9 protein-coding genes and 1 pseudogene are annotated in these 12,817 nt (G+C 42.4%); 3 read left to right on the top strand and 7 right to left on the bottom strand.

Features of this window, described 5'->3' with window-relative positions:
* Positions 1 to 171 precede the first annotated feature (171 nt).
* The 3 genes and pseudogenes from radC to L7E55_RS07730 form a co-directional block, all read left to right on the top strand.
* Positions 172 to 534 (top strand): annotated as a pseudogene (gene radC / locus L7E55_RS07740) (RadC family protein); the annotation flags it as partial.
* A 115-nt stretch (positions 535 to 649) separates the two neighbouring features.
* Positions 650 to 1,012 carry a hypothetical protein gene (locus L7E55_RS07735; protein WP_277443549.1) on the top strand — a complete coding sequence of 121 codons (363 nt, stop codon included), beginning with the start codon at positions 650 to 652 and terminating at the stop codon, positions 1,010 to 1,012.
* Positions 1,013 to 1,109: 97 nt separating this feature from the next.
* Positions 1,110 to 2,729: a recombinase family protein gene (locus L7E55_RS07730; RefSeq protein WP_277443548.1), complete on the top strand. Its 1,620-nt coding sequence runs from the start codon at positions 1,110 to 1,112 to the stop codon at positions 2,727 to 2,729.
* Positions 2,730 to 2,939: 210 nt separating this feature from the next.
* Here the strand turns inward: L7E55_RS07730 and L7E55_RS07725 are convergent, their stop codons facing one another.
* The 7 genes from L7E55_RS07725 to L7E55_RS07695 all read right to left on the bottom strand — a co-directional run bounded on the left by L7E55_RS07725 (position 2,940) and on the right by L7E55_RS07695 (position 12,801).
* Positions 2,940 to 3,344, bottom strand: coding sequence for a putative toxin-antitoxin system toxin component, PIN family (locus L7E55_RS07725; RefSeq protein WP_277443547.1), 405 nt, complete (start codon positions 3,342 to 3,344; stop codon positions 2,940 to 2,942).
* Entirely contained in the window at positions 3,341 to 3,619 is a 279-nt protein-coding gene (locus tag L7E55_RS07720; protein WP_277443546.1) for an AbrB/MazE/SpoVT family DNA-binding domain-containing protein, read from the bottom strand. The genes L7E55_RS07725 and L7E55_RS07720 overlap by 4 nt, the downstream gene beginning before the upstream one ends.
* A 126-nt stretch (positions 3,620 to 3,745) precedes the next feature.
* Positions 3,746 to 5,248, bottom strand: coding sequence for a tetratricopeptide repeat protein (locus L7E55_RS07715; RefSeq protein WP_277443544.1), 1,503 nt, complete (start codon positions 5,246 to 5,248; stop codon positions 3,746 to 3,748).
* Positions 5,249 to 5,647: 399 nt separating this feature from the next.
* On the bottom strand, positions 5,648 to 7,030 hold the full coding sequence (locus L7E55_RS07710; RefSeq protein WP_277443543.1) for a coiled-coil domain-containing protein: 1,383 nt from the start codon (positions 7,028 to 7,030) through the stop codon (positions 5,648 to 5,650).
* 17 nt (positions 7,031 to 7,047) lie between these two features.
* Positions 7,048 to 8,442, bottom strand: a complete 1,395-nt coding sequence (locus L7E55_RS07705) for a hypothetical protein (protein WP_277443540.1) — start codon at positions 8,440 to 8,442, stop codon at positions 7,048 to 7,050.
* A gap of 67 nt (positions 8,443 to 8,509) precedes the next feature.
* Positions 8,510 to 11,653: an AAA family ATPase gene (locus L7E55_RS07700; protein ID WP_277443539.1), complete on the bottom strand. Its 3,144-nt coding sequence runs from the start codon at positions 11,651 to 11,653 to the stop codon at positions 8,510 to 8,512.
* On the bottom strand, positions 11,650 to 12,801 hold the full coding sequence (locus L7E55_RS07695) for an exonuclease SbcCD subunit D (protein ID WP_277443538.1): 1,152 nt from the start codon (positions 12,799 to 12,801) through the stop codon (positions 11,650 to 11,652). The genes L7E55_RS07700 and L7E55_RS07695 overlap by 4 nt, the downstream gene beginning before the upstream one ends.
* Positions 12,802 to 12,817 lie beyond the last annotated feature (16 nt).

Raw genomic sequence — 12,817 nt, 5'->3', positions numbered from 1 at the left:
AAAAGGAAGACGGGGTTGCAGCCCTTAACGTCTTCCTTTTTATTTTGTCGGTCTCGCTGCTCCTGACATAATGATTGTCGGCGCAACCTCCGGCTGCACACGTCAATTATTGTCTCAGATTACCGCTCCCTTTGGCAAGAAAAAACTATTCATTTCCCGATAGGGAAACTGAGCGGCAACAATATTGCCAACCTTGTAATGGCTGAAATGCGCTTCCTTGACCGTGAGCACTTTCGAGTAATGTTGCTGAACACCAAAAACCAAGTACTTAGAATAGAAACTGTATCAATCGGTACCTTGAGTTCTTCCCAGGTACATCCTCGGGAACTGTTTAAATTCGCTGTCAAGAATAGCGCCGCTGCCATAATCCTTGTACACAACCATCCTTCCGGAGAACCCACACCAAGCCGTGAGGACATAGATATAACCGGGCGGCTTGCTGATGCAGGAAAGATTATGGGGATTGAAGTTCTGGATCATATCATAATTGGAGACGGTAAGTTTGTCAGCTTTAAAGAGAAGGGGCTTCTTTAAGGAGGGATGATAATATACTTGTCATTAATTTAAGAAACAAGATACAATAAGTTTAAGTAGCACTTAGCAGTTTAGCAATGCCTATTGAGTAATTACATTTTAGGGAGGAAATATAATGACCGAATTTTACTATTTGAATATGAAACATCTAGAGAGAGCGTTAGATGAAGAAAACTTACATTTTGAGAAAGAAGAGAAAACCCAGTATATGAAGTATTTTACCTATATTTCCGGAAAAGAGAAAAAGACTTGTAATGTAAACAGGGGTGGGAAAAGAGATGGTTGGATTTATCTGTTCTTTGAAGAGGCATTCAACTTAGCAAATAAAAGTATCTTCAGTGATTTTGAACCTATTACAGAAGAAGAAGCGAGGATAAAACATTATGGTCTCGCTAAGGCAGTTTATAAGGGACATGATCATATGGTTATAAAGAAACTGGTTAAATCTATGAAAAACTGGTTACACATTAGGTCTTAATAACAACTATAAGCTATTATTGCTAATTTAAGAATAATAACAAACCCCGTAAGGCTGAACGTCTTCGGGGTTTTACTTTTTCTTAGGAGGGAATCACATGAACCAAATCCGAGTGACCGCTTACGCCCGGGTTTCTTCAAAAGAACAAGCAGAAAAAGAACTATCAATCCCCGCCCAACTAAAAGCAATTTGTAAATTTTGCCAGGATAAGGGCTGGAAACTCGTTGCTGAATACGTTGATGAGGGCAAGTCAGCCAAAACCGCTGACAGGCCAGCCTTCCAAAAGATGATCGCTATTGCAAAGAAACAAAACCGTCACTTCGAGGGCATCGTCGTTCACAAGTTTGACCGTTTCTCCCGCTCCAGGGAGGATCATGTTGTTTACAAGGCACTTTTAAAGAAACATGGTGTTCACGTTTATTCTGTAACAGAGCAGACCGACTCGGACACGCCTCATGGGTTCCTGCTTGAAGGAATGTTGGAAGTTATATCAGAGTTCTACAATATGAATCTGGCAAACGAAACCCGTAAAGGTATGGTGGAAAATGCCCGCCGTGGCTTTCATAATGGTGGTTCTGCTCCTTATGGCTACCGCAACCACCGCTTTGATCATAATGGCGTTATCAAGTCAATATGGGTACCTGGATCTGAAGAGGAAGTTGCCACCGTCAAGCGTATCTACCACCTATACGTATATGAAGGTATGGGTTATAAAAAGATCGCCCGATTACTAAATGAAGAAGGCATACCTTGTCCCAGCGGCGATAAATGGAGTTACACTACCATCTGGCATATCCTCCATAACGAAGCCTACATCGGCAACCGGGTTTGGAACAAACAGGACTATCAAACACCGGGAAAGAAATACAAGCCGGAGGACCAGTGGATCAGAGTTACAAATGCTCACCCGGCATTGGTCACCCAGGAGATGTTCAACCTTGTAAAAACCAAGAGCCAGCAGCGAATAAGAGCCAGTAGTCCATTCGTAGCTACTGGCTCTCCTTATATTCTACGAGGCCTCTTTAAATGCCCAAGGTGCGGCAGTAATATGGTAAGTGGTCAAGGCGGCGGACGTGGCGGTTATCGCAACATCCGCCGTTATTATGTCTGTGGGGCATATCAGCGCAAAGGGAATACGGTATGCCAGTTCCAGGCTTTCAAGAAAGATTATCTTGAAGATTTGGTCATTGATACGCTTATCAAGGAATTCATTATTCTATCTTTGCCCGGAACTCTAGAAGAAGAGGTTAAACGGCAATTGGGAGAGAAACTTAAGAATCTCCGTTTCGATCTACAACAAACCGAGAATGATATAAGCTTCTCTCTTCGGCGTATTGAGCTTTTACAAAAAGACATTGACAGGGTTCCCGACCCAGGTAAACTGAATAACTACTTAAATGAACTTGAGACGGAGCTTCAGCAGCTTAACACTAAGAAATCTACACTGCTTGATGCCATTGACGCTGCTGATATTAAAGATACTGCATCACTTGGTACAGTGGTCGGCCAACTTCAGGACTTCGTCCGAAACATAAGGGAAATCCCGAAGGAGGCACAATCCCATTTGTTGAGGCAATATATCAACGAAATCACCTATGACAACATTACACAACTATTATGGGTAAGCATTAAAGTAGCCAAACTGGACGGGGAAACAATCATTCCTACAAAGGACTCCTACGTCAAGTATGCACAAATCAATAACCAGCCTTTATAGCTCATATAAGTTCGATTCGCTTACCGAGTCGAAGTCATGAGCGTAATCGCAGGTTTCGACCACACTGGATGTCAGAACCCAACAACAAAGCGGTCTCCGGTAACCAAACCGAAGACCGCTACTTTCTCTTGATAGCAAAAATGACCCTCTCGGGCCACTGTAGCTCATATGTATGTAATGTGTGATCAATTTAGATGCAGGCTATTTTTACTAAAAATCCTTTATAAAGTCTGCCGCTGTTACGATTTTGGGGATTTTTATACCAGATTCCAAAAAATCTTTATCCCCTGTAATCAAGACATCCACCTTTGCCATTAATGCCGCTCTAAGTATAGGCCTATCGTTTACATCCCTAATCATGTTTTCTTTTTCGTTCACTTCTTCTTGACTGGGCGTGCTTACTACTTCAAAAAGTGCCCACGTAAAAAATCTTTCTATCAAAGGTACACTATCAGGGAATTTCCTATTAAAAACTTTTCGTACTTCATCAACAATTTGATCACACAAGACAATTTTATATGGTGGTTGAGCCGCTTTTGCATAAGCGGCAAAGGGAGTTCCATTGGGGTTGCGAATGGCAGAAATAATGATATTGGTATCAACCATTATCCTCATCTACCTTCAATCTCCTGCCGTATTTCTTTAACCAAATCATTTATATTGTCGTCCGAGTTGATTCCCACAGCTTCAAATTTTCCTTGCATTTCTTTTTGAAGGGTTTTCATTGCATAAATAGCAGAGTTCATAACAATAGCATAATCGCCCTGGCAAATGAATGTCACTCTTTCACCCTCAGCTAATTTGAGCATGTCCCGTATATCTTTGGGAATTGTTACCTGACCTTTTGCCATAATTTTGGCATTATCTACAATCGGCTGGTTTGTAGCCATTTTTAAAACCTCCTTGTTATTCAAAAAATCCTACTTTCCCTACTTTTTATTATATCAATTCTTTAAAGTTTGACAACTACTTTGCTCTTTATTTTCTCGGTTATTTTATTCAACCAGTGGAAGTGTTTAATTCTCCATGGGACCATTCTTAATTTCATCAGCCAGCCAATCTAAAGCACCCGACGTATCTTTCCACACATCATAGGCGTCAGAAGCATATAAGACAGCCTCTTCCTCACTTCCCCACGAATATCCAGCAGGAAGAAACCAGGGAATGCGCTTTAACCCTAACAAGTAGTTAGGCACATATCGGTTGGAGTCAATGGCCTGCTTTAGACGCTTGGTGGACTTGCCACGGTCTAAGTTCCGAAAGGACAAGAGGGCCTGACTGTATAACATAAAGCATGATGACTCCTGATACTCCGACAGGAGTTTTTCAGCCTCCCCATCCATTGCTTCGGCCAGCAGGCAGTTGATCAAAATGTAGCGGATTCCCTGGTTATCGTTGGGATTTAATTGCAACATCTTTTGATAGTTTCCGATAGCTTTCTGTCGCTGCCCGTTCTTCCAAAGACATTCCGACAAACCAGCCAAAGCCCTCATATAAGGCCGGGTTTCAAGATATCCCCAGAAATGGCCGGCATGTTTTTTAAAAAATAAATCCCCCAAGGCTGTGCGACCGGCTTGTACCCCTTTTTGGTATAAATCCTGACGTTCTTCCATGGATTCGCTTTTTTCAGCCAACAGATTATAGGCATCGGCACAGTAAGGCGAAATGCGCAATGCTTTACGGGCCAAGGCAAGGCATTTTTGCCTGTTCGGTTCTTCCCAAGCGTCATAGATCAATTCTTGGGCTTGGCTGAGTTTTTCCTCGGAAAATGAGGGATAATCAGGGGCTGCTTTTTTCTTTTTCAGCTTTTGCTTTTCCTGTTGAACACCCTTGTCCTTCTGTTCCTTACCCACCAGGACCAAACCGGAGTTCCCGGCGTCACCTTTAGAAAAGAGGCGGATAAAATCGGGATAAGGGGGCACAATTCTGGGATGCCCTTCGGAAGGCAGGTTTGTCTGCCATTTAACAAATATGTTATCTCGATAAGATGAATTAATGAGGTAGTCATATACTTCAAACCGTAATTTGCTCATGCCCTCCAATCTATGGTCTACGGTTCTGTTCATAAAGAAAGACAGACTATCTTCAATATCCCTGATGATTCTAATTCCCGAAGCAAAACCACTGGGAGGATGCAAGGGATTAACATGAATATTGTTCAATCCGGAAAAGAGCCCGTCCATGGTAATCATCTGGGGTATGAAAATAAAGTCGGGCATCCCCCAGATGAATTTTTCTTCTCCCACATCTTCACTCCAGGCATAATGCAAGAAATCGGCAAGAGGGACAAGTCTTTTGGTGGTAGCAATCTGGAAAGTGAAGGTCCCGCTGAAGTGGTCCCGTAAAATATAGTATACAAGGTGCTCTTTCCTGGATTTGTAACAATTTTTTATATTTACATCCATGGGTTTTTCCTGGTATCTTACATTGCCGTCACTGCCAAAATAAAAATGTTTTGATACGGAAACCAGCAGTTGATGTAATTCGTTAGAATACTCGGTAACAACGCGGTGCTGCATACACCATCATCTCCTTTGCAAATTATAATACAAGCATGATCGTATTATGGATAGAAAATATAATTCACAATGTTTCATAAATTTTACTTCTTCTTTATCTTTGCCGGCTCCTTCTATATTTTGAGAAGTAGTTCATTCACTATAGAAAATTTTTTGCAGACCCGCATTGCATATACGCACAAAACAAAAAGTCTTGGTTTAATTTGTAATTTTTAGGGTGTCAAGGGGACGGAGGAATTGACATGGGTTAATCAATTGGTAAGTTTGGTTAGTATTACTAGTTCGCCACACTAAAAAGAAGCATAAGATTACCGCAATGGCAAATTTATACTTCCAGTCTCACATACGACAGATTTCGACAAATTATGATGAGAAGTTAGGTGAAAAAAGATGCCATATTCATATCCGATATTTATTCTTTCTCAAATCAAATGCTTTCTCTCCACCCTCGAGAATATCACAAATATGCTGCTGAATTCCCTGTTGATTTAAAATCCCATCATCTACTTGGTTTCTAGAATTGAGTATAGGCAAATCATCCTCGATGGCACCGGATCGATATTCAAAACGGAATGCTTTGTTTGGTGAATTCTTCCCACGTTGATTTGCAACAATAATTTCTTCAGCATCACTACCTAATACTATATTAGCATTATGGGTAACTGCAATAATCTGGCGTTCTTTCTTTTTTTCTTTAATAAACGGAATTAAGTCATCAAATATCGACCGATTATCTAAATCATCTTCGGGCTGATCAATTAATATGGGACACTTACTATCTGCAAGACTAATTAATAATTTTAGCAAAACTAACGCCTTTTTTCCGGGTGACATAAGTTCTATTGGATCTCCATCCATTTTTACGCTATAAGTAATGTTATACCAGTCTGTTAAAATGTCCCTAAGAGCTGTTTCGCTAGTATTATTTTTTACTAGTGGAAGATTACCATTTAAAATAGAATTCAATAATGTTGTAAGCGTTTCCAATGTGTAATCTTCCGGTCTAAAGTTATCAATATCAATGATAGATTTTAAAGTTCGCTTATCAGAAATAAGCTTGATTTTTTCACAGAAAGCATCTTTCCTGAAAGGGGTTTCAACAGAAAACTCCAAATCACTTGCAGATAAATCAGGGTTATCATTTACTGCCATTGCATATTTATCATGTTGGCTTTTATAAAAAAGCATGGATTGTGCCACCTGACTCATTAGTGAACTATACTTAGCCTTTTCATCATTAAATTGTTTATCCAGCATTTTAAAATCTTCAAGTTTTGCATTTTCTGTCTGAATAGATTGAGATAAATTTGAAAGCGCCTCGTTTCCAATAATCTTGTCATGCAAAGCAGCCTCGGTTTTCTGATGTTCTGTTATTTCTATCTCCAAACCTTGTTTCTTTTTGGTTAATTCATTCAAGATTTCAGTTTTAGTATTATTCCATGAAGAATTTGCCGCTTGTATGGCTTTCTCAATAGCCGCAGCAAATACTGCTCTGGTTTCATCAGATAGATCAATTGAAAAAGATCTTGCTTCAACAACAGAATCTATGCCACTAAAGAATATAATCTCGGATTCAATTATTTTAATTTTGATGGTAATGGAACGAATCTGCGCTACAGCCTCATCATAGCGTTTAATATCTTCTTCAGACAACGCCAATTCTTGAGATAGTTTTTCCTTTTGAGTTTGCAGTTTTCCTATTTCACTTTTTATTCCTTCTTCTGTCCCAAGTTCTTTTCTTGTGGATTCTATTTCAGAAAGTTTCCTTTTTGAATCAAGCAAATCATAGATTGTTTTATCTAATGATGATTTATATTCCCGTATCGCCCTTGAACCTCATCATATATGCGCTTTGTATCTTGATTAATTAATATAATATCTTGGATGATTTTATCTATCTCGGTTACCTCTTCATTTTCATCACTTAGCCGATTAAGATAAGTTTGTGGAATATAAATAATCTTATGGGCATCAATTTCTTGCGCCCCTGTGGAATTAACTGCTCCATCTGCCCAGAAAACTTTTAGCTGATTCAGTGTTTTTACATTAGTTTTTGCAGTTTGATTTTTTTGTAAAACTTGTTTTAGATCTACAGCGGTGGCTAAATTATGAAGTAATATTGACTTTCCAGTGGACTTTCCACCAATAATGCAAGTAAGCTTATCACTAAAATAGATGGGTAATGTTTGAAAATCACTATCTTCAATTTCAACTCGATCGATCACATAATAGCTAGGTTTTTCTTCTGGTTTTAATGAACCAATTCTGACGCGCTCTTTAGGTTCATAAAGGACTTGTCGTAATCCATTAAAGGTTGGATTTGACTTAATCCAGCAGTACCGTTGTTCATCGGGCTCAAATATTTTAGAATTTGTATGCGCATCGCATCCATGCAGACAAGGCTTCAGTGAGCCACACTTGCTTATTACTGTTTCAATATCATCTCTAGTTCCTTCACCTAAGAAATACCTAATGTCACTTGGTTTAGCTGAAAATATTGCATCTACAAATTGATAAATAGATTGTCTAAAAAGCGTCAATTGTGAGGGCGCACCCTCTGTCTCGCAATACGAACTATGGTTTGTTGCTCCAGACACACCATCGCTGTTACTATTAGAGACTGCAATTATAGTATAATTTCTTAGATCTGGGTCTTTTTCAAAAACTTCCTTAACACTGTCAAGTGATGGTACAAATTGTTGAATGCCATTCTTGTAAGCAGTAATATCATCCACACTGGAATCTAATTTTCTCCCTAAACGAATTAGTTGATCTCGTGCCGCAGAATAATTTGTTCCACCATGACTAAACGATAATTGAGAAAAGAATCGGCTTTCTAGAGAGTCAACAATACCTGGATCAAATATAAAATGAATATTTACAGGGGAATCCGCAGCGATGGGTTGTATTCTCATTTCAACATTGGGCAAAACGAACTTAACACCATTTGGAAGTTTATTATCACATATTACTTTATTATAGTTGGCGACTGAAAGATAATCCGTTATTCCAATTACGGTAATACATTTTGTTGGATCGCTACCATCACCTATATAAGCGGCAATGTCAGAATAAAAATTATCCCATTTCTCATCAAGGGTTGCTCCGCTAAATAAATCATTTTTTATTGTGCCCGGTGTATGAATATGTAAATCCCATCTTCTCCACTCAGAACCTCTTTGATATGCAGACATAATTCCTCCCCCAATCCTTTCAATCCGTTTTATAGATATAAATGCTAATTACTTTTATGGTTTGTAGCTAACTTTTTAAATAAATATCACTACCCGAGTTATTTTTTCTAATCACAACCTGCCGGTCAATCCGCTCTTTCAGCTCACTTACATGAGAAATAATACCAACCAAGCGGTTTCCCGCCGCAAGCCCCACAAGTGTCTGTATTGCCTGCTCCAATGATTCGGCATCCAGCGCTCCAAAACCTTCATCAATAAATAAAGTATCAATCTCCACGCCGCCGGCATAGCTTTGAATCACATCGGAAAGCCCCAGTGCCAGGGAAAGAGAAGCCTTAAAGGATTCTCCACCGGAGAGCGACTTTACCGATCGTATCCTGCCGGTATAATGATCCAGCACATCAATTTCCAGTCCGGTCTGAGAGCGGAGGTCGGCCGCGTCTTCCCTGCGCAGAAGCTCAAACCGGCTGTTTGTCATGATCTTCAGCCGCTTGTTCGCTTCAATAAGAATCTGGTTAAAGTATGAAGCCTGTACATACTGCTCAAATGCCAGCTTTTGTTTGCCGGCCAACTCACCGTTTGCCGTTTTGGAAAGATTGCTGAGAAGAAGGTATTCCTGTTGGCAGGCAACTGCGTCTGAGATTGCTCTGCCTAGAGCTTTGGCAATCGGTTCATTGGTTCCCAAACGCGCTATCAGTGTCCGGATAGACTCATCCGCCTGCCTTTTTTCCTGCTTCAGCTTTTGTTTTGCGGCTTCAAGCTGTTCCATATCCTGCTTCTGCTTGTTTTCGGTTTCTTTGGAAAGCCTCCGTAAATCCTGCTCCACGGCTTGGACTTCATTCTGATACTGGTCGATGGAATGTTTTAACTCGCTGATTTCCGATTCTGTTTTCAATGCGCTATGATAGGCTTCCTCATTGGGGAAATCACATTCAGACAGCTTTTTTGTGTAAGCTGCCAGTGCCTGTTGTTTGGTTTGGATGGTATTGGTCAGTCTTTCTCTCTGGTCGCTAAGAAGAGTTTGGTTCCCCTCCAACTTGTTTTTAAGTGCATGATATGCTTCTTCCGCTTGCCTGAAAGCTTCTTTCAAAGAATTTAGATTTCCCGTCCATTCTTCTATAGATGCCGCAGCCTGCTGGCGGTCTGCATACTCCAAAGAGGATTTCAGTGCCTTGAGTTCTCCGGTCTTGGAAGCAATATCTGAAATAATGTTATTTTTCTGTTGTTCGTTCAGAGTCGTTGCTTCCTCGTTGGTCTGTAAGGAGCGCTCTAACGAAGCAAGTTGTTCCTTAGATTGGTTTTTACGAGAGACTTGCTCTTTTAATTGGAGGTATTGCTCGTCATTCTCCTTCTTTCTCTGTATGCTTTCTGCCAGGGCTGATTCGATCAGGGCAGAAAGCTGCTCCTGCATGATGCTCTTATCGATATCGGGGAAATATGCTCCGGCAGCATGTACCAACTGTTCCCGCGCCAGTTTGACTTCCGCCAGCTTTGCCGCCGACTGTTCGCTGGCTTCCTGCATATTCTGCCGGGCAAGATCGGTTTTCTGTTTTAATTCATTTAGCTCTGCCTCGCTGGGAGCATCCGCGGCCGGCGTCGCCTTGTTGGGATGAACTGTGGAGCCACATACAGGACAGGGATTGCCATCTTCCAGTGATGCTGCCAGAAGTCCCGCCTGCTCACGGAAAAAAGCAGTTTCTTTTTCCATATAAACTGTATTGACAGTTTGGAACACCCCTTGCGCATCAGTAAACTGCTGCAGCAGCCTGGTGCTCTCACTTTGTAATTTGCTGAGCCGGGATAAGGAACCCTGCAGATCAAGCAATCCGGATTGAGTAGCTTGAAGCTGTTTCGCTTCCTGCTCACAGGCCGACACTTTTACCTCTATGTCCGCAAGCTGCTCCAATTCTTCATTAAGGTTATTTTTCTGCGCCAAAAGATCAGCTTTTTGCTGTTGGAGTTTTTCCAATGTCTCACAAATTGCCGATTGCTTTTCCGCCAGTTTTTCCAATTCTCTTTCAAGTAGCTCGGAAGCGTCATACTGAGGAAGCATTTTTGTAAGCCGGTCAATTGCGGAAGCAAGCTTTTCTCGCTCCGGTTCTTTTTCTTTCTCGGCTTGGTAGGCGGTTTGTACTGTTTCCAGGTCTTTTATCTGTGCCTGTATTTCAATATCCAGTGCCGTGATGCTCTGTGTCAGTTTCTGTTCGGTTTCCTGCTCCCGCAAATATGCTGCTTCCAAGGGGGAGACGGTATATAGCGCCTTTTCCGCGTCCTGCAGCGTTTTCTTCTTCCCATTGTGTTCCCCCTGACGTTCGGTCAGAGCTTTTTGCTTTTCTTGTGCGACTTTCAAATCGGCGAAGGCTTGATTGATATATTGGGCCTGCGTTATCATGGCAATTTGCGCAGCGAGTTCCTTATCCAGCCTGTCTGCCTGCTGCTTTAAGCTGTCCCGAAGAGTTGTATCCGCTGTGATCAAAGCCAGTAATTCAGACAGGATATCCTCCGCAGTATGTATGGTGGCTATGCCTATCTTAGCGGATAGCATCTGCCCTTGCTCACTTTCAGGACAGGCGATTCCAGAGATATATTGAAGGATACTCTGCTCAATGCTCTCGCAGCGCTTTTTCGCTTCGCGTTCACTGTCCTTCAATAAGCGTTGCGCAGTTTGATAGAGGTCGGTATTGAATACACGCCGAAAAATATCGCCCCGTTCTTTGCTGTCCGCAAGCAAAAGCTGGAGGAATTCTCCCTGGGCAATCATAGCAATTTGCTTAAACTGCCGATAGTTGATGCCTAAAAGCTCAACTATTTTGGCCGTAACATCCCGATAGCCAGTGATGATGTCTCCATCCGGCAGTTGCAACGTGGCATCAGAATTTTCAGTCGTTACCCCTTCACCGCTCTTTTTGGGCCGTTCATAACGGGGATTCCGCGTTATGGAGTATATCTTGTCTTTATGCAGAAAGGTAAGCTCGACATATGTCTTTGTATTGGGCTCTGCAAAATCACTGCGAAGGGTATCCACGGTTCTGGTGCAGCCGCTTGCCTCGCCAAACAACGCAAATGCAATGGCGTCAAAAATGGTCGTCTTTCCAGCGCCGGTATCACCGGTAATGAGAAATAATCCCTGACCGCCGAATGCGGCCAGATCCAGTTCGGTTCTGCCGGCATAGGGGCAGAAGGCGCTCATCACTACTTTTAACGGCTTCATGCTCCGGCACCTCCCGCCTGTTCAAAAATCCGTTCCATCACCCGGACCTGTTCCGGAGTCAGCTCGTTATTGTTTTGTATCTGATAAAATGCCGCAAATAAATCCATCGGGCTTTTTCTGGAAACGTCACAGGAAGCAGCGATCTGTGAGAAAACGGCTTGTCCGGTGCGGCTGTTTTCAAAATCCAGCACCATCAGATTGGGATACACCTGACGCAGCTGCCCAATCGCGTCATAGATTTCTTCTTCGTCCGTCAGGGTTGCATGGATATAATCTTCCGCGCTTTTCGTTTCTTCCCGTCCAATGCGGAGCAGTTCGGCAATCGGCCCCTTGATTTCGCGCAGGTCATGGAGCGGGATAAGCGGAAGCTGGTGAATTGAAAGCTCGCCTTTTACGCCAAGCTCTAAAAGTGTCGCTGATTTTTGATGGCGCGCTTCGGAAAAGGAATATTTCAGAGGCGAACCGGCATAGCGGACGGTATCCCGTCCGATTCCCTGTGGTCTGTGCAAATGGCCGAGAGCAACATAATCGAAAGCCTCAAAGGCGGATACGTCCACATTGTCCAGCCCGCCCACAGACAGGCTTTCCGACTCCGAGCGCTCGGGCTGCTGTGCCCCGTCCATCACAAATTGGTGCGCCAGCAGGATGTTTCGTTCCTGTGTATTGATTTCCGCCGCGGAAATGACCGCGCGCACGGCTTCGTCATAGGACTCTATTGACTGTTCAAAGAAAGGTTTCACCATAGCCGGTTTCAGAAAGGGAAGTAAATATATATTGACGATACCATGCTCGTCCTCCAGCGTTACCTTTTGCAGAACACCATCAAATACACCGGCGATATGAAGTCCGTTTTTCTGCATGATCCGGCTTCCAAAGCTCAGGCGCTCAGGAGAGTCATGGTTTCCGCTGATCATAAAAACGGGTTGCCCGAATGCAGTCAATTGCGTCAGAAACTCATCGAGCAACTCCACCGCTTCAGCGGAAGGCTGACTCTTATCATAGACATCCCCGGCGATGAGAACGCCATCCGGCTTTTCCCCGTCGGTTATCCGAAGGATCTGCTCCAGTATGTATTTCTGATCTTCGATCATATTGAATTCATTGACACGCTTTCCGATGTGCAGATCGGCAATATGGAGCAGTTTCATCGTATCATTCTCCCGA

The sequence above is a fragment of the Pelotomaculum isophthalicicum JI genome, assembly GCF_029478095.1.
Taxonomy (GTDB): domain Bacteria; phylum Bacillota; class Desulfotomaculia; order Desulfotomaculales; family Pelotomaculaceae; genus Pelotomaculum_D; species Pelotomaculum_D isophthalicicum.
The sequence above is the reverse complement of the archived record's forward strand: the minus strand, read 5'-3'. Positions and strand labels throughout refer to the sequence as shown.

What these genes read in the sequence shown, in the direction of transcription:
- L7E55_RS07725 (WP_277443547.1), bottom strand. Translation starts at nt 3,344, where the DNA reads ATGAGGATAATGGTTGATACCAATATCATTATTTCTGCCATTCGCAAC.
- L7E55_RS07735 (WP_277443549.1), top strand. Translation starts at nt 650, where the DNA reads ATGACCGAATTTTACTATTTGAATATGAAACATCTAGAGAGAGCGTTA.
- L7E55_RS07730 (WP_277443548.1), top strand. Translation starts at nt 1,110, where the DNA reads ATGAACCAAATCCGAGTGACCGCTTACGCCCGGGTTTCTTCAAAAGAA.
- L7E55_RS07715 (WP_277443544.1), bottom strand. Translation starts at nt 5,248, where the DNA reads ATGCAGCACCGCGTTGTTACCGAGTATTCTAACGAATTACATCAACTG.
- L7E55_RS07720 (WP_277443546.1), bottom strand. Translation starts at nt 3,619, where the DNA reads ATGGCTACAAACCAGCCGATTGTAGATAATGCCAAAATTATGGCAAAA.
- L7E55_RS07695 (WP_277443538.1), bottom strand. Translation starts at nt 12,801, where the DNA reads ATGAAACTGCTCCATATTGCCGATCTGCACATCGGAAAGCGTGTCAAT.
- L7E55_RS07700 (WP_277443539.1), bottom strand. Translation starts at nt 11,653, where the DNA reads ATGAAGCCGTTAAAAGTAGTGATGAGCGCCTTCTGCCCCTATGCCGGC.
- L7E55_RS07705 (WP_277443540.1), bottom strand. Translation starts at nt 8,442, where the DNA reads ATGTCTGCATATCAAAGAGGTTCTGAGTGGAGAAGATGGGATTTACAT.